The sequence below is a fragment of the Citrobacter sp. Ce129 genome (assembly GCF_030334545.1).
GTDB classification, from domain to species: Bacteria; Pseudomonadota; Gammaproteobacteria; order Enterobacterales; family Enterobacteriaceae; genus Citrobacter; species Citrobacter europaeus.
Map to the genome: position 1 here is coordinate 192,343 of NZ_JAOWDS010000053.1, position 19,396 is coordinate 211,738.

The window sequence follows — 19,396 nt, forward strand, 5'->3', positions numbered from 1 at the left end:
AATAATTCGGACGCAGAAAAGAATGCATGACAATGCGCGCCCGGCATCAGAAGAAACCGGGCGGGTTAACGGGGGATTTTAGCGGGTGGTGCCGCGCAGTTTCAGTTTGCTGGGAACAAAAACCAGCAGGGGAAGCGCACGCCCGTCGCGGGCTTTCTCGAACAGCAGGTTGACGCCCTGACTGCCCATCATTTCAGAATGAATGCGAACGGTGGAAAGCGGAGGAAAGGTGAAACGCGCCGTTGGAATATCATTAACGCTTATCAGCGAAATATCCTGTGGAATGTTCAGACCACGCTCGTGGATGGCGCGCAGAACGCCAATAGCAATCGAATCTGAAGCCACAAACAGGGCGCTGGGATAGTCGGGTTTTGCCAGCATTTCTTTAGCCAGTTCATAGCCTGATGAACTAGAGAAACCGCCGCGATAGATGTCCTGTTCAGAAACGACCTGCTGCAGACGACCGTATTCGACAAACGCGGCTTCGCGGATATCGGCCTTGCCCGGCTGGTCTTCACCACCGATGAAGCCAATGCGGGTGACGCCCTGGGCAATGAAAAAGTCGATGCTCTCTTTGCTGATGCGGGCCAGATCGATATCGACGGCGTCATATTCGCTGCCGGGTTCATGGAAATCGATAAAGCAGATGTTGTCGGTAAGCGCTGTTGCCGCCTCGCGCAGAGCGGGAAAAGGCTTGCCGACAATAAGAATGCCGGTAATGTGTTTGCTCTCCGGCAGTCCACTGTGCTCATAGCAGTTGGTCAGTTCGATCCCGAGTTTCTCACACTGGGTTTCAATCCCATGGCGGATCGCGAGGTAGTAAGGATCGTTGATTTCCAAATCCTGCTGATAGCTGTAGAGCGCCAGAATATGCTGGGGGCCGAGCGCATTGGTCTGGTTCTTACGGGCGCTGCTGGTTTTGTACTCCAGCTTTTCCGCGATCTCCAGAATGCGATGCTTAGTCTCTTCTTTTACATTCAGCGTGGGGTCATCGTTTAAAACCCGGGACACTGTCGCCAGGGACACGCCAGCTTCGATTGCGATGTCTTTAAGTGTTGCCATGTTTGCCTTTTCCCTGAGTTACCTGCGCATTGTAAATGAAGTGCTTATCTATTCATCTGTTTTCAGTAAAAAAAGCATGTTTAATTGACATGCTCGGGGTAAAACCGGGCTTTCAGAGTGTGATGAGTACGTCATTTTCCCGCTTTTGAGAACAATGCCTGGAAAATATTTTGCTAGTATTTAGTAAAATTTTACCAGAGGAGAAAACAATGGATATCGTCGCATTTGCTGATTTTGCCCGAATGGAAATACGTGTTGGAAAAATCGCACAGGTAAAGCGCCATGACAATGCCGATAAGCTGTATATCGTACAGGTAGATGTTGGAGAGCGTACGCTGCAAACCGTGACCAGCCTGGTTCCTTATTACAGCGAAGAGGAGCTAATGGGGAAAACGGTAGTGGTGCTGTGTAACCTGCAAAAGGCCAAAATGCGCGGTGAAACATCTGAGTGTATGCTGCTGTGCGCTGAGACGGATGATGGCGGCGAAAGCGTGCTGTTAACGCCAGAACGGGTGATGCCAGTGGGTGTGCGGATTGTTTGAGTTAGGCTAATTGCCGGATGGCGGCTACGCCTTATCCGGCCTACAAAAGGGTGTCTTTTATAGGCCGGGTAAGGTTGTTACACCTGCTCCACGCTCACCCGTAATGCTGCCAGGGCTTTGCGCGTTGCTCGCAATACCAGATCGCATTGCTCGATCGTTAACGTCAACGGCGGTTCGATACGGATCGTCTTGGCATTGTTCAGCGTGCCGGCTACCAGCACCCGCTGGCGGAACATCTCACTGGCAAAGTTGTAGCCGATTTCATTATCAACAAACTCAATCGCCATCAGCATGCCCTTACCGCGTACATCATGTACCAGGTCCGGGTATTCCCGCGCAAGCTGGCGGAAACCATCCAGCAACATATCGCCTTTCTGCTCCGCCTGAGCCGGTAAATTTTGCTCCAGCAGGACGTTAATGGTGGCCAGCGCAGCCGCGCAAGCAAGCGGGTTGCCGCCAAACGTGGTGGTATGCAGGAAAGGATTGTCGAACAGGACGGAGAATACCTCTTCGGTGGCAATGGTTGCGCCAATGGGCATCACGCCGCCGCCCAGCGCTTTAGCCAGGCACATAATGTCGGGCTGCACGTTTTCGTGTTCGCAGGCGAACATTTTGCCAGTACGACCCATGCCGGTCTGCACTTCGTCAAGGATCATTAGCGCGCCAAACTCATCGCAAAGTTTACGAACGGCGGTTAAATACCCTTGCGGCGGCAGGATCACGCCCCCTTCACCCTGGATCGGTTCGAGGATCACGGCAGCGACGTCGTCACCGGTTTTTTTACACTCGCTGAGCACGGTGCGCATCGCGTTAATATCGCCAAACGGTACATGGCGGAAACCCGGCAGCAGCGGCATAAAGGGTTTGCGGAAGGTGGATTTAGCCGTGGCGGACAGCGCGCCCAGCGATTTACCGTGGAATGCGCCGCTGGTGGCAATAAACGTAAATTTACCGCGCGGTGATTGATACGCTTTCGCCAGCTTCAGAGCGGCTTCAACCGACTCGGTCCCGCTGTTACAGAAAAAACTGTATTTCAGCTTACCTGGGGCCAGTGCGGCGAGGGTTTTTGCCAGCATGGCCCGCAGAGGGTCGAGTAGCTCCTGGCTATGCAGAGGTTGTTTCGCGAGTTGATTCTGTACGGCGGAAACCACGACTGGATTACGGTGCCCCACGTTGAAAATTCCAAAACCACCCAGGCAATCGACGAACTCCTGCCCCTGGGTGTCGACAAGCGTATTCAGGCTTCCCGCTTGCCACTCTACGGCTCCGTAATCCCCGCCTGCTGTTACAGATTTTCGATACTCTAAGAACCCCGGATTGACATGCTCCTTGAAGTATTCAATCACCTCTCGGTTTAGTGATTTCATTTCCTCATGATCAAGCGTGCGCTTTTCGATGAGATTCAGTGCGTGTGCGCTGCAGGCCAGGGCCGATGCGCTGGAAGGTAACCTGTTCAAAATATGCTCCCGGAGCTCGCGTATCACATGATACTGATTTAAGTATTGCAGGGATTGCGCCATTCCGGCGCGCTTAGCAAAAATCGGGATAAACACCAGGAAACATCTTATTTGCGCAACATTTAATGCCAGTCTTTAACATTTGCTGGCATTTTGCCCATGTTCAGACTGAGAAAACAGATCGGAAAACCCCTTTTCTGCGCTAAAAATGAGCAATATTCGCCCTGTGACGGTGCATTGGTAGAAGTGAAATTGAATAGTTTCTGATTGAAAGTATTTTAAATCAATGGATTAGAATGCGTACAAATTTTGAGGTTTAATCGCAAATTGCGATCTAAATCAAATTTAACAACTAAAGATAAAAAAATTATCGCCGAAATAACATAAGCCGAAAGAGTTAACAACCAGATAACCTGCACAGGACGCAATCATGTCTTCTCATCCCTACGTTAGTCAGCAAAATACACCGCTGGATGATGATATCACCCTCATGTCGACTACCGATTTACAAAGCTATATCACCCATGCGAACGATACCTTTGTCCAGGTCAGTGGCTATCAACTAAATGAATTGCTCGAAAAACCGCACAACCTGGTTCGTCATCCGGACATGCCAAAAGCGGCGTTTGCGGATATGTGGTACACCCTGAAGCAGGGTGAGCCATGGAGCGGGATTGTGAAAAACCGGCGTAAGAATGGCGATCACTACTGGGTAAGGGCCAATGCGGTGCCGATGGTGCGGGAAGGGCGTGTAACCGGGTATATGTCGATCCGTACCCGGGCAACTGACGAGGAGATTGCGGCGGTAGAGCCTTTATATAAAGCGCTGAATGAAGGGCGTTGCAATCGACGAATTCATAAAGGCCTGGTGGTACGCAAAGGCTGGTTGGGTAAATTCCCGGCGCTGCCGATTCGCTGGCGAGTGCGCAGCGTAATGGCGTTTATGTTTATTTTACTGGCGGCCGCATTGCAGCAAATGGGCGCCGAATGGCCATTACTGCTGACGAGCGTGTTGGTGATGCTTTTAGGAACGGCTATTTTCGAATGGCAGATTGTGCGTCCTATTGAGAATGTCGCCCGTCAGGCGCTTAAAGTGGCGACCGGTGAGCGGAACAGCGTGTCGCATCTTAACCGCAGTGATGAGCTGGGCCTGATGCTGCGAGCGGTCGGGCAACTGGGGCTAATGTGCCGTTGGCTCATCCATGATGTCTCCAGCCAGGTGAGTTGTGTACGCAGCGACAGTGAAACGCTGGCGAAAGGCAGTGATGATTTAAACAAGCATACGCAGCAGACCGTAGAGAATGTGCAGGAAACGGTGACCACCATGAATCAGATGGCGGCATCGGTAAAACAAAACTCTGAGACCGCCGCCGCAGCCGATAAACTCTCCATCGCCGCCAGCAGCGCGGCAACGCACGGCGGTGAGGCGATGGATACCGTCATCAAAACCATGGACGATATCGCCAACAGCACCCAGAGGATCGGCACCATTACGACGCTGATTAACGATATTGCTTTCCAGACCAACATTCTGGCTTTGAACGCCGCCGTTGAAGCTGCACGGGCAGGTGAGCAAGGGAAAGGGTTCGCCGTGGTGGCGGGAGAAGTGCGTCATCTTGCCAGTCGCAGCGCCAGTGCGGCCAATGATATCCGCAAGCTGATTGATGCCAGCGCCGATAAAGTGCAGTCCGGCTCCGATCAGGTTCACGCTGCAGGGCGCACGATGGACGATATTGTGGCGCAGGTGCAAAACGTCACTCAGCTGATCGCCCAAATCAGCCACTCAACGCTGGAGCAGTCAGATGGCCTTTCCAGCCTGACTCGGGCAGTGAATGAACTGAGCAATATTACGCAGAAAAACGCCGAACTGGTTGAAGAGAGCGCCCAGATTTCTGCGATGGTGAAGCATCGCGCTGGTCGACTGGAAGATGCTGTCACGGTGCTACATTAATATAAACCCTACAGGCGGAACGGCGGGCAAACGGGTCCCGCCTGCAGTGTAAATTAATCCAGCTGAGTAATATCCAGCGCAGCGCGATCGATAATACCGATGATTTTTTTGATCTGCGCATCGCTGGTATCACCATGATTAACCCGTAGGTCCAGCACGGCTTTGAAGTTTTCCAGCGCGCGTTTCATCTGCGGATTCTTGCGTAATTCAAAACCCACGCAGCGGGCTTTAATACGTTCGTGGATATGTTCCAGATGCTCACGGTTTTCATCCAGCCATTGCTGACCCTGAGTCGTGATCGCAATCTGTTTACGCCCACCTTCCTCGTCGCTGATGGTGATCAGTGCCTGATCCTGCAAGAAATCCAGCGTCGGATAGATAACGCCCGGGCTCGGGGTATAGTTACCCTGAGTCAGGGTTTCAATTGCTTTAATCAGCTCATAGCCGTGGCTGGCGTCGCGGGTCAGGATATCCAGAATGACCAGGCGTAATTCTCCGTGACCGAAGAAGCGTTGGCGACGACCACCGCCCCCGCGACGGTGCCCACAACCCTGTTCGTGGTGATGTTCTTTGTTACAGCCTTCATGGCGATGTTCTTCACCTTTGCAGCAACCTGCATGGTGCTCGTTGTGGCGGCCTTCGTGGTGATGTCCTTCACCCTTGCAGCAGCCTTCGTGTTGGTGCTCAGTATGTTTGCAGCAACCTTCATGATGGTTTTGCATCATCGTCTCCTGATGTTGTTTAGATATATCTAATTTATATCTAAAAATTGTCATCTTGCAAGTCTACAAATTATATTTTGTTTAATGTGATGATTATTAACAGTTTTTATTGGTTGGTGCTGTCAGTCTAATCTGACGATGACTATATCAAAAAAGTGCTTGCAATCCTCTTGATTAGCAATCATTATCATTTAAAAATGTATTTAGATATATCGTATTATCTTCACAAGGCGAAAAAAATGACAAAAAACACCTCACGCTACCCCCAGCGCGTTCGTAATGAACTGCGCTTTCGGGAACTTACCGTCCTGCGCGTAGAACGTATTAGCGCGGGCTTTCAGCGCATTGTACTGGGCGGGGACGCTCTGGACGGTTTTAGCTCACACGGGTTTGACGACCATACCAAGGTCTTTTTCCCTGAACCGGGCAGCCATTTTGTGCCGCCTGTCGTCACCGATGAAGGCATTGTCTGGGCTGACGGCGTACGTCCGTTATCCCGTGATTACACGCCGTTGTATGACGAAGCGCGCCATGAGCTGGCGCTGGATTTTTATATCCATGACGGTGGCGTGGCAAGTACGTGGGCGATGAATGCCCGTGAGGGGGACAAGCTGACAATTGGCGGACCGCGCGGTTCTTTGGTGGTGCCAGAGGATTATGCGTATCAGGTTTATGTGTGTGATGAATCGGGAATGCCCGCGCTGCGCCGACGCCTGGAGTCGCTCAGTCGTTTAGCGGTACGTCCGCACGTCACGGCGCTGGTCAGCGTGCAAGATGCAGCATACCAGGACTATTTTGCCCACCTCGACGGGTTTACTATTCAGTGGTTTATCGGTCATGACGAGCAGGCGGTGAATGAACACTTATCGCGGCTAAGCGTGCCAGCAGACGATTATTACATCTGGATCACCGGTGAAGGGAAGGTGGTCAAAAACCTGAGTGCTCGCTTTGAAACCGAGGCGTTCGATCAGCAACGGGTTCGCGCAGCGGCTTACTGGCATCAGCGCCGTTAATCAGTAATTAGACGGCGGAACGCCAAACGCCTGGCGGAATGCGTAGCTAAATGCCGCGGTGCTTGAATACCCCACGTCGAGCGCCACGGCGGTTACGCTTTTATTTTTCTTCAGCATTAATACGGATTCCAGAATACGCATTTTTTGCTTCCAGACGCTGAAAGGCAATCCGGTTTCTTTTTTGAAATGGCGTGAAAAGGTACGGGCAGACATACCCAGATGCTGCGACCAGTATTCAACCGAATGCTCCAGTGCGGGAGATTCTTGTATGGTTCGGCAAACTTTGTTTAATTCGCGATCCTGCGGCCAGGGTAATACAAAAGCGACTTCCGGGAGCTGCAGAATAATGTCGACCAGGACGCTGACCAGCTTGCCCTCTTTTGACTGGCTATCATAATGGCCTGAAATTGAATTCGTGGCGTAATGAATAAACTCTCTGGCGAAATCACTGATTGCCACCACTTTACATTCATTAATGCTCTCTTCAAGAAAGCCCGGATTAATATCCAGATTTTCTAAATACACATCATCCAGTGCCCAAACCGTATGCTCCGTATTATTCGGGATCCAGATGCCATAATGTGCCGGAATTATCCAGCACTTGCCGGCAACATCAATACGCATACTGCCTTTACGGGCGAAATGAAACTGTATAAAAGAGTGTGAATGCTGTGGAACATGATGGTTAGCTTCCAGGACATAAGAGCGAAAGTACACGTCCTGCGGCAGTTCCGTCATGGAGTTATCCGGGTAGAAGTTCCACTGCTTTTGCGCGAGAGTTTCCATAAATGAATCGTCAATGATCCCGATGATGTGTCTGCTACTCGATAGATCTTGTCCGCAGATCATAATACATACACCCTTTTTTCCATAATAATCTTGTGTAAGAATTTTTAGCCCACTTTTGGTAAATACCATGAATTCGCTTTGTTCAGATGCTGTGATCGTCAATGAAATAAATGATAACTGGACCCGAATGGGAAAAGAGCTGCTTTCGCAAGCGGATATCAGAATTAATGGCTCGCGAGCGTGGGACATTCAACTTCATCACACCGGTTTCTTTAAACGGGTATTGCAACAAGGCTCATTAGGACTTGGTGAAAGCTATATGGAAGGCTGGTGGGACTGTGAGCGGCTCGATATTCTGTTCTGCAAAATCCTCAAAGCAAAACTCGACCAGCAGATGCCGGGAAATCTGAAAGATATTTTACGCATTGCCTGTGCGCGCCTGTTTAATTTGCAGTCGCGGAGCCGGGCATGGATAGTCGGCAAAGAACATTATGATATTGGTAACGATCTCTTTGCGCTGATGCTTGATCCGCATATGCAATATTCCTGTGGTTACTGGAAAGATGCGACCACATTAGAAGATGCGCAAAATGCCAAATTAAAAATGATCTGCGAGAAGCTGCAGCTTAAACCGGGTATGCGTTTACTCGATATCGGTTGTGGCTGGGGCGGGCTGGCGGAGTATGCGGCACGTCATTATGGCGCGGTGGTAGAAGGCGTTACCATTTCCAAAGAGCAGCAGAAAATGGCGCAGCAGCGCTGTGAAGGTCTGGACGTTAACATTCTGCTGCAGGATTATCGCGACCTTGATAAACACTACGATCGCATTGTCTCCGTGGGGATGTTTGAACACGTCGGGCCGAAAAACTACGATACCTATTTCAGCATCGCAGACCGTTGTTTAAAACCGGACGGGCTCTTCCTGCTGCATACCATCGGTAGCAATAAAAAAGGGATGAGCGTCGATCCATGGATCAACAAATACATTTTCCCGAACGGTTGCTTACCGTCGATTTCCCATATTGCCGAGGCCAGCGAATCACGGTTTGTGATGGAGGACTGGCATAACTTTGGCAGCGATTACGATAAAACGCTGATGGCCTGGCACGAGCGCTTTAATCAGGCCTGGCCGGAGCTGTCGTCACGTTATTCCGCCACCTTCAGAAGAATGTTTAATTACTATTTATGCGCCTGCGCCGGGGCTTTCCGCGCCCGAGATATCGAGCTTTGGCAGGTACTGTTTAGCCGTGGCGTAGAGGGCGGGATCCGCGTTTATCGTTAACGTTCTGCCGGATGGCGGCGTAAGCGCCTTACCCGGCCTACATAGGTTTGTACTCGTAGGCCTGATAAGCGAAGCGCATCAGGCATTTATGGCTTAGCTCAATTCACTCTCTGCCAGCGCTTTAAATACCATTGCGACGGCATGCGCGCCGGGGTCCATATTACCCAACAAGCTTTCGCTGCTCAGATACGATGCGCGACCGGCATTGGCTTTACTCGACAAACAGGTTCGTTCGGCTCCCGCTTGCGCGGCGTCGAATGCGGCCTGCAAATTTTGCGGCTGCGCGAGCAGTGAAGTCAGGGCCGGTTGCAGCGCGTCAATCATGGTGCGATCGCCTTCGTCTGCGCCGCCGTAGAACTTCATCTGCGCCAGGCCCGTATTTAATGCTTCGACAATATTTGCTCCCTGTTCCAGTTTCTGTCCGGCTGAGGTAAAGAAGATCGACATCAGCACACCGCTGGAACCGCCCATCACCACGGTCAGGCGTTCGCCAATCAACGCGAACAGCGTAGCAAGGTTATCCAGCGGCAACTGCTGGCGATGCAGCAGGCTGGCAATTTCGCGTGCGCCAGCGGCAAAGGTTGAACCGGTATCGCCATCGCCGACTTTGGCATCCAGCGCATTAAGATCGGACTCCAGATCGGAAAGGGTTGCGGTGACAAGCTCCACAATCCCGGCCACCAGGGCGTTTGCCGAGGGATGGAATTCCACGCGTGCGCTACGCTGAGATGACGGAACACAACTGATTTCACGCGGTGGGACCGGCGTCGGCCAGTTGCTGGTTTCCACTTCGGTGAGCAGCGCTTTTTCGATGCTCTCTTCCAGCACGATGGCCGTGAGAGAAAAGCCTTTCATATCCAGCGCGGTGACCAGCGAGGCCGGGCCAATCAGCCAGTCGATACGCGAGTGCAGCGGGCTGCTGGCCAGCTCGCGGGTAATGATGGCCATTTCGGCAACAGAAACACCGCCAAGATTGTTAATCATCACCGCCAGACGGCCGGTTTCAGGCAGGGCGGCCAGCAGTTTATCCACCATCAGGTTCACCACCTGCGCACTGTTCTGAGTGTCGATAACCGAAGCACCTGGCTCGCCGTGAATGCCCATCCCTAGCTCCGCGTGACCCGGATGATGACGCGGGGTCGCGTCGGTTTCTTGCGGCAGATGACAACTGGAAAGCGCAACGCCCAGGCTGAAGGTGTTGTGGGCTGCGTACTGCGCTTCACGCAGAACGGTGGCGAGGTTGTAGCCGCGTTCGGCAAAGTAACCCGCGATTTTATGCACCAGGATGGTTCCCGCAATGCCGCGTGGGTGTTTGTTATCCGGCAGAGAGATGTCGTCGCCAACAATCAGCATTTCAACGTTATAGCCAAGGCGACGCGCTTTCTCGGCGGCGAGACCGAAATTAAGACGGTCACCGGTGTAATTTTTCACGATCAACAAACAGCCCGCTTCACCGGTTACCGCCTGAATGGCGGTCAGTACCGCATCCACGCTCGGGGAGGCGAAAACGTCGCCGCATACCGCAGCGGTTAGCATGCCTTTACCGATAAATCCAACGTGCGCGGGTTCGTGTCCCGAACCGCCGCCGGAAATGACCGCCACGTTATTTTTATCGAGATCACGACGGACTACGATACGAATGGCCGGATCGCTTTCCAGACGCGCCAGGTTATTCCACGGGCTGGCGATAATCGTACCGTCGATGACATCGCTCACGAGATGGGGGCGTTGATTAAAAAAGAATTGAGACATAACGGCTCCTCGAGGTTGAGTGAAAGACAAACCCCCGAATGCTTAGGTCATGGTGCGGAGGCGATGAAGAGATTCTGGCGAAGTCAGCGCGGAAAAAAACAACCTTAAAATGAGTTTCATTACGGAACGTGATTGTTGTTTTTTGTTCCGAAATGAAACTGAAAAAAGCAAGGAACGATCACAATGCGAGCTCGCTCGACTTTTTTCACCGGCGAACGGCGCTGGTTATCCGGCACCGTCAGCCTTTTTGTGCGGATTTTAAGACAAGCGAGTGGGTAAAAGAGAAAGTGAGATTCATGTGTGCTGGATATTTGGCGGTAAATGAACGGATCAGGATCGCAAACCTTATATTTTTTATGGATAAGCGTTCCAATATGAAACGTACTCCGTTTTTATCTGTTTCATATCAGAACAAAAAGACGAAAGATCTTTTTGTGCACGCCTCGCCATACAGTTATTGCATCGCTCCGGTACCTCCCGTTTTCGCCATCAGCATCAGGCCAAACAGGTTAACGCCAGGGCTCACCATGTAAAAACATGTACTTATTTGAGGATGAAAGGAATGCTAAAAGTTATTCAATCTCCAGCCAAATATCTCCAGGGTCCTGACGCTTCCACCTTGTTTGGTCAATACGCTAAAAATCTGGCGGACAGCTTTTTCGTGATCGCGGATGACTTCGTGATGAAGCTGGCGGGAGAGAAAGTACTCAACGGCCTGCACAACCACGACATTAGCTGCCACGCGGAACGCTTCAACGGCGAATGCAGCCATGCTGAAATTAATCGTCTGATTGCCATTTTGAAACAGCACGGTTGCCGCGGTGTGGTTGGGATTGGCGGCGGGAAAACGCTGGATACCGCCAAAGCGATTGGCTACTACCAGAAGCTGCCGGTGGTGGTGATCCCGACTATCGCGTCTACCGATGCGCCAACCAGTGCGCTGTCCGTAATCTATACCGAAGCCGGTGAGTTTGAAGAGTATCTGATCTACCCGAAAAACCCGGATATGGTGGTGATGGATACCGCAATCATTGCTAAAGCGCCGGTACGTCTGCTGGTGGCCGGGATGGGCGATGCGCTCTCGACCTGGTTTGAAGCGAAAGCCTGTTATGACGCCAGAGCGACCAGCATGGCGGGCGGACAGTCCACCGTGGCGGCGCTGAGCCTGGCGCGCCTGTGCTATGATACCCTGCTGGCGGAAGGCGAGAAGGCACGCTTTGCCGCGCAGGCTGGCGTGGTGACCGATGCGCTGGAGCGTATTGTCGAAGCTAACACTTACCTCAGCGGCATCGGCTTTGAAAGCAGCGGTCTGGCAGGGGCGCATGCGATCCACAACGGCTTTACGATTCTGGAAGAGTGCCACCATTTGTACCACGGTGAAAAAGTCGCCTTTGGTACGCTGGCGCAGCTGGTGTTGCAAAACAGCCCGATGGAAGAGATCGAAACCGTGCTGAATTTCTGTCAGAAAGTAGGCCTGCCGGTAACGTTAGCGGAAATGGGCGTGAAAGAAGACGTTGACGGCAAGATCATGGCCGTAGCAAAAGCGACCTGTGCAGAAGGTGAAACCATCCACAATATGCCGTTCCCGGTAACGCCTGAAAGCGTACATGCCGCTATTTTGACGGCAGACCTGCTGGGACAGCAGTGGCTGGCGCGTTAATCAGTCGTCGGTAGGTTTTTATCCGGCATCTTCTCCCCCTCTGACAGTCTCTGCCGGAGGGGTTGTCTATGGTTAAACAGCGGAAAGGGATATGACGGCGCACACGCATAGCATCGGGAAGGAAGTCTCTTCGGTCATTGCCCAGTCATGGCATCGTTGCAGCAAGTTTATGCAGCGGGAAACCTGGCAGGCGCCGCATCAGGCGCAAGGGCTGACCTTTGAGTCGATTTGTCGTCGTAAGACGGCGCTGCTGACGATTGCCCAGGCCGCGCTGGAAGATGCCTGGGAGTTTATGGATGGCCGTCCGTGCGCGCTGCTGATTCTGGATGAGTCAGCCTGTATTCTCAGCCGTTGCGGCGATCCGCAGACGGTTGAACAGCTGGCGGAGCTTGGGTTTCGCGACGGCAGTTACTGTGCCGAAAGCATTATTGGCAGCTGTGCGCTTTCTCTGGCGACGATGCCGGGGCAGCCGACAAAAACTTCTGGCGATCAGCACTTTAAACAGGCGCTGCATCCCTGGTCGTTCTGCTCGACGCCGGTCTTCGATAACCATGGTCGACTGTTCGGCTCCATCTCGCTGTGCTGTCTGGTGGAACATGAGTGCGTTTCTGATTTATCCCTGACGCTGGCGATTGCCAGAGAAGTCGGTAACTCTTTGCTGACCGACAGCCTGCTGGCTGAATCTAATCGACATTTGAACCAAATGTACGGCCTGCTGGAGAGCATGGATGATGGCGTAATGGCCTGGAACGAACAGGGCGTTTTGCAGTTCCTCAATGCGCGCGCGGCGCTGCTTTTGCATCTTGACGCGCAGGCCAGTCAGGGGAAAAACATTCACGACCTGCTCAATCTACCCATGCTGCTGCGCCGGGCGATCAAACATGCCCGCGGTCTGAACCACGTTGAAGTCACTTTTGAAAGCCAGCATCAATTTGTTGATGCCGTCATTACCCTGAAACCGATTGTTGAGGAGCAGGGCAACAGCTTTATCCTGCTGCTGCATCCGGTGGAGCAAATGCGCCAGTTGATGACCAGCCAGCTCGGCAAGGTGAGCCACACCTTTGAGCAGATGTCGACAGACGATCCTGAAACCCGCCGCTTGATCCATTTTGGGCGCCAGGCGGCGAGAGGAAGTTTCCCGATCCTGCTGTGTGGAGAAGAGGGTGTTGGTAAAGAGCTGCTGAGTCAGGCTATTCACAACGAAAGCGAGCGTGCCAGCGGACCATATATTGCCGTGAACTGTCAGTTGTATGCCAACAGCGTGCTGGGGCAGGATTTTATGGGCAGCGCGCCCACCGATGATGAAAACGGTCGGCTGAGCCGTCTTGAACTGGCGAACGGCGGCACGCTGTTTCTGGAAAAAATTGAATATCTGGCGCCGGAGCTGCAATCCGCGTTGTTACAGGTGATTAAGCAGGGGGTACTCACCCGCCTGGATGCCCGCCGGCTGATCCCGGTGGATGTCAAAGTGATCGCCACCACCACGGTTGATCTCGCCAATCTGGTGGAGCAAAACCGCTTTAGCCGCCAGCTGTATTATGCGCTGCACTCATTTGAGATAGTGATCCCGCCGCTGCGGGCGCGGCGTAACAGTATTCCCTCGCTGATTTACACGCGGCTGAACAGCCTGAAAAAACGCTTTTCATCCAGTCTGAAGATCGACGACGACGCGCTGGCACAGCTGGTGGCCTATTCGTGGCCGGGCAATGACTTTGAATTGAACAGTATTATCGAAAACATCGCCATCAGCAGTGATAACGGCCATATTCGGCTGAGCAATCTACCGGATTATCTGTTTGCCGAACGTCCGGGTCTGGAGACGGCGTCTTCACTGCTGCCTGCCAGCCTGACGTTTACCGCTATCGAAAAAGAGGCGATTATCCATGCCGCTCGCGTCACCAGTGGGCGCGTGCAGGAGATGTCGCAGTTGCTGAACATTGGTCGCACCACCCTGTGGCGCAAAATGAAGCAATACGACATTGATGCCAGCCAGTTTAAGCGCAAACATCTGGAGTAATTTCTTCAATTCTCGCCATCGAGAACAGCGCATCCGACAGTCGGTTGATATAACGCCTGGGTTCATCGCGTAACGTCAGCGTTCTGCTCATCGCGATGAGGACCCGCTCCAGCCGACGCGTCAGGGTTCGCGCAACGTGTAGCTGTGCCGATGCGAGATTTTTCCCCGGAATAACAAACTCTTTGAGCGGGCCGCTTTGCGCCATATTACGGTCAATTAGCTGCTCCAGCGCCTGAACATCCTCTTCGCCAATACGCTGTTTTAAGCGAGTCAGTCCTTTCTCATCGCTGGCGAGTTCCGCACCCAGTACAAACAGCATCTTCTGCATGGCGTGCAGCTCCTGGCGTAGTTCGGCCTGGTGCGTGCTGGCATAGCAGACGCCTAGCTGGGAAATCAGTTCATCCACCGTACCATAGGCCTCAACGCGGATGTCGTCTTTGTCGATACGACTGCCGCCAAATAGCGCGGTCGTGCCTTTATCGCCGGTTCGAGTATAGATGCGGTACATTTATTTTATCTCGCTGAAGGGAAGAACTTTAACCAGTTGACCGGCATTGGCACCGAGCGTGCGGAGCTGGGCAGCCCCGGCGTGAGTATGCCCACGGACCAGTGCCCGATCTTCGGGCAACTGAGCATGGGTTAAGGCAATATCGCCGCTGGCGTTGAGCCCAAGACCCACGCGTAGCGTTGAGCTTTTAGCCGCCAGCTTGCTGAGGGCCAGCGCGCAGTCATGCTCGTCGCAACAGATTGTCCGGCAAGGGACGCCTTGCTCTTCCAATCCCCAGCACAGCTCATCAAGCACGCGAGACTCCTGCCAGCGTGAGTGATAAAACAGATGTACGCCCGGTGATGAAAGTGACATTGCGCCCCCTGGGTTATCAGAATGCCTGACGGAAGATCTCGGCGATTTCTTTCTCGTTCCCTTTGCGCGGGTTAGAGAAGGCGTTGCCGTCTTTCAGCGCCATTTCCGCCATGTACGGGAAATCGGCTTCTTTGACGCCCAGGTCGCGCAGATGCTGCGGAATACCGATGTCGGCGGAGAGACGGGCAATGGCGTGAATGGCCAGTTCGGCGGCATCCATGGTGGAAAGGCCGTCAGTGTTTTCGCCCATAAATTCTGCGATATCGGCAAATTTTTCTGGGTTAGCGATCAGGTTATAGCGCGCCACGTGCGGCAGCAGTACGGCATTCGCCACGCCGTGCGGCATGTCGTACAGACCGCCAAGCTGATGCGCCATCGCGTGAACGTAGCCAAGGTTGGCGTTGTTAAAGGCCATGCCGGCCAACAAAGAGGCGTAGGCCATGTTTTCGCGTGCTTTCAGGTTGCTGCCCAGCGCTACGGCCTGGCGCAAGTTACGCGCGATGAGACGAATAGCCTGGATAGCGGCGGCGTCGGTAACCGGGTTGGCATCTTTGGAAATATAGGCTTCCACGGCGTGGGTCAGGGCGTCCATCCCGGTCGCTGCGGTCAGCGGGGCGGGTTTGCCGAGCATCAGCAGCGGATCGTTAATGGAGACCGACGGCAGGTTGCGCCAGCTGACAATCACAAACTTCACTTTGGTTTTGGTATTGGTCAGCACACAGTGGCGGGTGACCTCGCTGGCGGTACCGGCAGTGGTATTCACCGCGACGATCGGCGGCAGTGGATTGGTCAGAGTTTCAATCCCGGCATAGCTATAGAGATCGCCTTCGTGGGTCGCCGCGATACCGATGCCTTTACCGCAGTCATGTGGACTACCGCCGCCGACGGTAACGATGATATCGCAATGCTCTTTGCGAAAGACGTCCAGACCGTCACGCACGTTGGTGTCTTTGGGATTCGGTTCAACGCCGTCAAAAACCACCACGTCAATACCGGCCTCACGCAGATGGGCGAGGGTTTTATCTACTGCACCGTCTTTAATAGCCCGCAGACCTTTATCAGTAACCAGTAGCGCTTTTTTACCGCCTAACAGTTTGCAGCGTTCGCCAACAACGGAAATAGCATTGGGGCCAAAGAAGTTCACATTTGGCACCAGGTAATCAAACATACGATAGCTCATAATATACCTTCTTAGATTTGAATTATAATTCAGAGAAACAACTTAGCGCGGTTTCTGCTAATAATCTGTCTTGTTCGACAGTGCCGCCGCTAACGCCAATGGCTCCAATTAATTCCCCATTTAACATGACGGGTAAACCGCCACCGAAAATAACGATGCGCTGTTGGTTGGTAAGCTGCAAACCATATAGCGAAGCGCCAGGTTGTACCGCATCAGTAATTTCATGGGTGCCCTGGCGCAGGCAGCAGGCGGTATACGCTTTATTAAGAGAGATATCACAACTGGTGACAAACGCGTCGTCCATACGGTGCATCAGCAGCGTGTTTCCGCCGCGATCCACCACAGAAAAGACCACCGGAACGTTGATATCAAAAGCTTTAGCCTCGACGGCCTGCGCCATTTTCTTTGCAGCCGCCAGCGTAATGGTGGCGATTTGTTGGCTTTTATTCACAGTCTCTCCTGAAAATATTGTAGGGCTGAGGTCACGAAAAATATCGCGCGACAGCTATTTTTATCATTGGCTTTATCTTATTTTCTCGCCGCACGTTATTAAGTCAATAGGGCAAGCATTTCAGGAAATTTAAATCGATCTTCCCATTTTTACGTTTATTGATAATGATCATTTAACCTCGTCACAATTCACGGCGGATATTCCTGAGCTGCGTTTCAATATGAAACGATGCGTTTTTATTCGGTGCCAAATTGGAACGAAATTAATTTTATTTTTTTATTGTCCTGCTCATTTAGAGTTCGGCCATTGCTGATGAAAGGCGAATGCCGGGTGTTGTGTCCCCGGCAATGCGGCCCGGCGTCCCTATTTTTTATCTTTTGAGTCCATAAACTATGAGAAGATCAAAACGATTCGAAGTGCTTGCGAAGCGCCCTGTAAATCAGGATGGCCTGATTGGCGAATGGCCTGAAGAGGGGCTGATCGCCATGGAAAGCCCCTACGATCCGGCTTCGTCGGTGAAGGTGGAAAAGGGTCGTATTGTTGAGCTGGACGGCAAAAGTCGCGCCGAGTTCGACATGATTGACCGTTTCATTGCCGACTACGCCATTAACGTGGCCGAGGTCGAGCGCGCCATGCAGCTCGACGCGCTGGAGATCGCCAGAATGCTGGTGGATATCCACGTCAGCCGGGAAGAGATAATTGCCATTACCACTGCTATCACCCCAGCGAAAGCGGTGGAGGTAATGGCGCAAATGAACGTGGTGGAGATGATGATGGCGCTGCAAAAAATGCGCGCCAGACGAACGCCCTCTAATCAGTGCCACGTGACCAACCTGAAAGATAACCCGGTACAGATTGCCGCCGACGCGGCTGAAGCGGGGATCCGTGGCTTTTCCGAGCAGGAAACGACGGTCGGGATCGCCCGCTACGCGCCGTTTAACGCCCTGGCGCTGCTGGTGGGTTCCCAGTGTGGTCGCCCCGGTGTGCTGACGCAATGTTCTGTTGAAGAGGCCACTGAGCTGGAGCTGGGAATGCGCGGGCTAACCAGCTACGCCGAAACGGTGTCGGTCTATGGCACAGAATCGGTGTTTACCGATGGCGATGACACGCCGTGGTCCAAAGCGTTTCTCGCCTCGGCTTATGCGTCGCGTGGCCTGAAAATGCGCTACACCTCCGGCACCGGCTCGGAAGCGCTGATGGGCTACTCCGAAAGTAAATCGATGCTTTATCTGGAGTCGCGCTGCATTTTTATCACCAAAGGCGCGGGCGTACAGGGGCTGCAAAACGGCGCGGTCAGCTGTATCGGCATGACCGGCGCTGTGCCGTCGGGGATCCGCGCGGTGCTGGCGGAAAACCTGATTGCCTCAATGCTCGACCTTGAAGTGGCCTCCGCCAATGATCAGACCTTTTCCCACTCCGATATTCGCCGAACTGCCCGCACCCTGATGCAGATGCTGCCGGGCACCGACTTTATTTTCTCCGGTTACAGCGCGGTACCCAACTACGACAACATGTTTGCCGGGTCGAACTTCGACGCTGAAGATTTCGATGATTACAACATTCTGCAACGCGATCTGATGGTTGACGGCGGTCTGCGTCCGGTGACTGAAGAAGAAACCATCGCCATTCGCAATAAGGCCGCACGCGCCATTCAGGCGGTGTTCCGCGAACTGGGCCTGCCGCTGATTAGCGATGAGGAAGTGGAGGCCGCCACTTATGCTCACGGCAGCAAAGATATGCCCGCGCGCAATGTGGTGGAGGATCTGGCGGCCGTGGAAGAGATGATGAAGCGCAATATCACCGGGCTGGATATTGTCAGCGCGTTGAGTTGCAGCGGCTTCGAAGATATCGCCAGCAATATCCTCAACATGCTGAGGCAGCGCGTCACCGGGGATTATCTGCAAACGTCGGCGATTTTGGATCGCCAGTTCGATGTCGTCAGCGCCGTCAATGACATTAACGATTATCAGGGACCTGGTACCGGCTATCGCATCAGTGCCGAACGCTGGGCGGAAATTAAAAATATTGCGGGCGTGGTTCAGCCCGACTCGATCGAATAAGGCGGAACACAGTGGAATACACAACTGAACGTAAGCCGGTTTTCACCTTGCAGGTGAGCGAAGGCGAGGCGGCTAAAGCGGACGAACGCGTGGATGAGGTGGTGATTGGCGTCGGCCCGGCCTTTGATAAGTATCAGCATAAAACCCTGATTGATATGCCGCACAACGCGATTTTGAAAGAGCTGGTTGCCGGAATTGAAGAAGAGGGACTGCATGCGCGAGTGGTGAGAGTGCTGCGCACCTCGGATGTTTCTTTTATGGCATGGGATGCGGCAAATCTCAGCGGTTCAGGCATCGGGATTGGTATCCAGTCGAAAGGAACCACGGTGATTCATCAGCGTGATCTGCTGCCGCTGAGCAACCTCGAGCTGTTCTCTCAGGCTCCGCTGCTGACGCTGGAAACCTATCGCCAGATTGGTAAAAACGCCGCGCGCTATGCGCGTAAAGAGTCACCTTCGCCGGTGCCGGTGGTCAATGACCAGATGGTGCGGCCCAAATTTATGGCCAAGGCCGCGCTGTTTCATATCAAAGAAACCAAACACGTGGTGCAGGATGCTGCACCCGTCACGCTGCATATTGCACTGGTAAGGGAATGA

At 53.0% G+C, this 19,396-nt stretch carries 17 protein-coding genes; 8 read left to right on the top strand and 9 right to left on the bottom strand.

Annotated elements, in window-relative coordinates; all coding sequences use genetic code 11:
- Positions 1 to 78: 78 nt before the first annotated feature.
- Positions 79 to 1,062 (bottom strand): transcriptional regulator EbgR, encoded by a 984-nt coding sequence (ebgR, locus tag OGV77_RS05940; protein ID WP_087051148.1) that lies wholly within the window; start codon positions 1,060 to 1,062, stop codon positions 79 to 81.
- Positions 1,063 to 1,271: 209 nt separating this feature from the next.
- On the opposite strand from ebgR, the gene OGV77_RS05945 reads away from it, so the two are divergent.
- Entirely contained in the window at positions 1,272 to 1,604 is a 333-nt protein-coding gene (locus tag OGV77_RS05945; RefSeq protein WP_087051149.1) for a tRNA-binding protein, read from the top strand.
- Between the two features lie 77 nt (positions 1,605 to 1,681).
- Here OGV77_RS05945 and ygjG read toward each other — a convergent pair whose 3' ends face one another.
- Complete coding sequence (gene ygjG / locus OGV77_RS05950; protein WP_167373420.1) at positions 1,682 to 3,061, bottom strand: putrescine aminotransferase; 1,380 nt, start codon at positions 3,059 to 3,061, stop codon at positions 1,682 to 1,684.
- Positions 3,062 to 3,491: 430 nt separating this feature from the next.
- Here ygjG and OGV77_RS05955 point away from each other — a divergent pair, with 430 nt between their 5' ends.
- Positions 3,492 to 5,012 carry a methyl-accepting chemotaxis protein gene (locus tag OGV77_RS05955; protein ID WP_075145602.1) on the top strand — a complete coding sequence of 507 codons (1,521 nt, stop codon included), beginning with the start codon at positions 3,492 to 3,494 and terminating at the stop codon, positions 5,010 to 5,012.
- Positions 5,013 to 5,065: 53 nt separating this feature from the next.
- Here OGV77_RS05955 and OGV77_RS05960 read toward each other — a convergent pair whose 3' ends face one another.
- Positions 5,066 to 5,737: a PadR family transcriptional regulator gene (locus OGV77_RS05960; RefSeq protein WP_167373421.1), complete on the bottom strand. Its 672-nt coding sequence runs from the start codon at positions 5,735 to 5,737 to the stop codon at positions 5,066 to 5,068.
- 236 nt (positions 5,738 to 5,973) lie between these two features.
- Here OGV77_RS05960 and OGV77_RS05965 point away from each other — a divergent pair, with 236 nt between their 5' ends.
- Positions 5,974 to 6,747, top strand: a complete 774-nt coding sequence (locus OGV77_RS05965) for a siderophore-interacting protein (protein ID WP_043017721.1) — start codon at positions 5,974 to 5,976, stop codon at positions 6,745 to 6,747.
- On the opposite strand, the gene OGV77_RS05970 is transcribed toward OGV77_RS05965, so the two are convergent.
- The gene (locus OGV77_RS05970) at positions 6,748 to 7,596 is read right to left on the bottom strand and encodes a helix-turn-helix domain-containing protein (protein WP_043017720.1); all 849 of its coding nucleotides are present in this window, start codon (positions 7,594 to 7,596) and stop codon (positions 6,748 to 6,750) included. It abuts the gene before it with no gap.
- Positions 7,597 to 7,663: 67 nt separating this feature from the next.
- Between OGV77_RS05970 and cfa the strand changes: the two genes are divergently transcribed.
- Positions 7,664 to 8,818: a cyclopropane fatty acyl phospholipid synthase gene (gene cfa, locus OGV77_RS05975; protein WP_087051150.1), complete on the top strand. Its 1,155-nt coding sequence runs from the start codon at positions 7,664 to 7,666 to the stop codon at positions 8,816 to 8,818.
- 93 nt (positions 8,819 to 8,911) lie between these two features.
- Here cfa and OGV77_RS05980 read toward each other — a convergent pair whose 3' ends face one another.
- The gene (locus tag OGV77_RS05980; RefSeq protein ID WP_087051151.1) at positions 8,912 to 10,570 is read right to left on the bottom strand and encodes a glycerone kinase; all 1,659 of its coding nucleotides are present in this window, start codon (positions 10,568 to 10,570) and stop codon (positions 8,912 to 8,914) included.
- A gap of 562 nt (positions 10,571 to 11,132) precedes the next feature.
- Between OGV77_RS05980 and OGV77_RS05985 the strand changes: the two genes are divergently transcribed.
- Both OGV77_RS05985 and dhaR read left to right on the top strand, forming a co-directional pair.
- Entirely contained in the window at positions 11,133 to 12,230 is a 1,098-nt protein-coding gene (locus OGV77_RS05985; protein WP_080626071.1) for a glycerol dehydrogenase, read from the top strand.
- A gap of 91 nt (positions 12,231 to 12,321) precedes the next feature.
- Positions 12,322 to 14,247, top strand: a complete 1,926-nt coding sequence (dhaR, locus tag OGV77_RS05990; RefSeq protein ID WP_043017717.1) for a dihydroxyacetone kinase operon transcriptional regulator DhaR — start codon at positions 12,322 to 12,324, stop codon at positions 14,245 to 14,247.
- On the opposite strand, the gene OGV77_RS05995 is transcribed toward dhaR, so the two are convergent.
- The 4 genes from OGV77_RS05995 to OGV77_RS06010 are packed head-to-tail and all read right to left on the bottom strand — an operon-like array spanning position 14,225 to position 16,740.
- A complete protein-coding gene (locus OGV77_RS05995; protein WP_047408490.1) occupies positions 14,225 to 14,755 on the bottom strand; it encodes a cob(I)yrinic acid a,c-diamide adenosyltransferase in 531 nt (176 codons plus the stop codon). The two genes, dhaR and OGV77_RS05995, sit on opposite strands and share 23 nt — an antisense overlap.
- Positions 14,756 to 15,109: a glycerol dehydratase reactivase beta/small subunit family protein gene (locus OGV77_RS06000; protein WP_047408493.1), complete on the bottom strand. Its 354-nt coding sequence runs from the start codon at positions 15,107 to 15,109 to the stop codon at positions 14,756 to 14,758.
- Positions 15,110 to 15,125: 16 nt separating this feature from the next.
- Positions 15,126 to 16,289 carry a 1,3-propanediol dehydrogenase gene (dhaT, locus tag OGV77_RS06005; RefSeq protein WP_043017714.1) on the bottom strand — a complete coding sequence of 388 codons (1,164 nt, stop codon included), beginning with the start codon at positions 16,287 to 16,289 and terminating at the stop codon, positions 15,126 to 15,128.
- Between the two features lie 22 nt (positions 16,290 to 16,311).
- Positions 16,312 to 16,740 carry a GlcG/HbpS family heme-binding protein gene (locus OGV77_RS06010; RefSeq protein ID WP_075145607.1) on the bottom strand — a complete coding sequence of 143 codons (429 nt, stop codon included), beginning with the start codon at positions 16,738 to 16,740 and terminating at the stop codon, positions 16,312 to 16,314.
- Between the two features lie 392 nt (positions 16,741 to 17,132).
- On the opposite strand from OGV77_RS06010, the gene OGV77_RS06015 reads away from it, so the two are divergent.
- Positions 17,133 to 18,800, top strand: coding sequence for a propanediol/glycerol family dehydratase large subunit (locus OGV77_RS06015; protein ID WP_286502628.1), 1,668 nt, complete (start codon positions 17,133 to 17,135; stop codon positions 18,798 to 18,800).
- Positions 18,801 to 18,811: 11 nt separating this feature from the next.
- Positions 18,812 to 19,396: a propanediol/glycerol family dehydratase medium subunit gene (locus OGV77_RS06020; protein WP_043017711.1), complete on the top strand. Its 585-nt coding sequence runs from the start codon at positions 18,812 to 18,814 to the stop codon at positions 19,394 to 19,396.

Excerpts from the sequence above, each read along its gene's own strand:
- ebgR (WP_087051148.1), bottom strand. The coding sequence starts at position 1,062 with ATGGCAACACTTAAAGACATCGCAATCGAAGCTGGCGTGTCCCTGGCG.
- OGV77_RS05945 (WP_087051149.1), top strand. The coding sequence starts at position 1,272 with ATGGATATCGTCGCATTTGCTGATTTTGCCCGAATGGAAATACGTGTT.
- OGV77_RS05955 (WP_075145602.1), top strand. The coding sequence starts at position 3,492 with ATGTCTTCTCATCCCTACGTTAGTCAGCAAAATACACCGCTGGATGAT.
- OGV77_RS05960 (WP_167373421.1), bottom strand. The coding sequence starts at position 5,737 with ATGATGCAAAACCATCATGAAGGTTGCTGCAAACATACTGAGCACCAA.
- OGV77_RS05965 (WP_043017721.1), top strand. The coding sequence starts at position 5,974 with ATGACAAAAAACACCTCACGCTACCCCCAGCGCGTTCGTAATGAACTG.
- OGV77_RS05970 (WP_043017720.1), bottom strand. The coding sequence starts at position 7,596 with ATGATCTGCGGACAAGATCTATCGAGTAGCAGACACATCATCGGGATC.
- cfa (WP_087051150.1), top strand. The coding sequence starts at position 7,664 with ATGAATTCGCTTTGTTCAGATGCTGTGATCGTCAATGAAATAAATGAT.
- OGV77_RS05980 (WP_087051151.1), bottom strand. The coding sequence starts at position 10,570 with ATGTCTCAATTCTTTTTTAATCAACGCCCCCATCTCGTGAGCGATGTC.
- OGV77_RS05985 (WP_080626071.1), top strand. The coding sequence starts at position 11,133 with ATGCTAAAAGTTATTCAATCTCCAGCCAAATATCTCCAGGGTCCTGAC.
- dhaR (WP_043017717.1), top strand. The coding sequence starts at position 12,322 with ATGACGGCGCACACGCATAGCATCGGGAAGGAAGTCTCTTCGGTCATT.
- OGV77_RS05995 (WP_047408490.1), bottom strand. The coding sequence starts at position 14,755 with ATGTACCGCATCTATACTCGAACCGGCGATAAAGGCACGACCGCGCTA.
- OGV77_RS06000 (WP_047408493.1), bottom strand. The coding sequence starts at position 15,109 with ATGTCACTTTCATCACCGGGCGTACATCTGTTTTATCACTCACGCTGG.
- dhaT (WP_043017714.1), bottom strand. The coding sequence starts at position 16,289 with ATGAGCTATCGTATGTTTGATTACCTGGTGCCAAATGTGAACTTCTTT.
- OGV77_RS06015 (WP_286502628.1), top strand. The coding sequence starts at position 17,133 with ATGAGAAGATCAAAACGATTCGAAGTGCTTGCGAAGCGCCCTGTAAAT.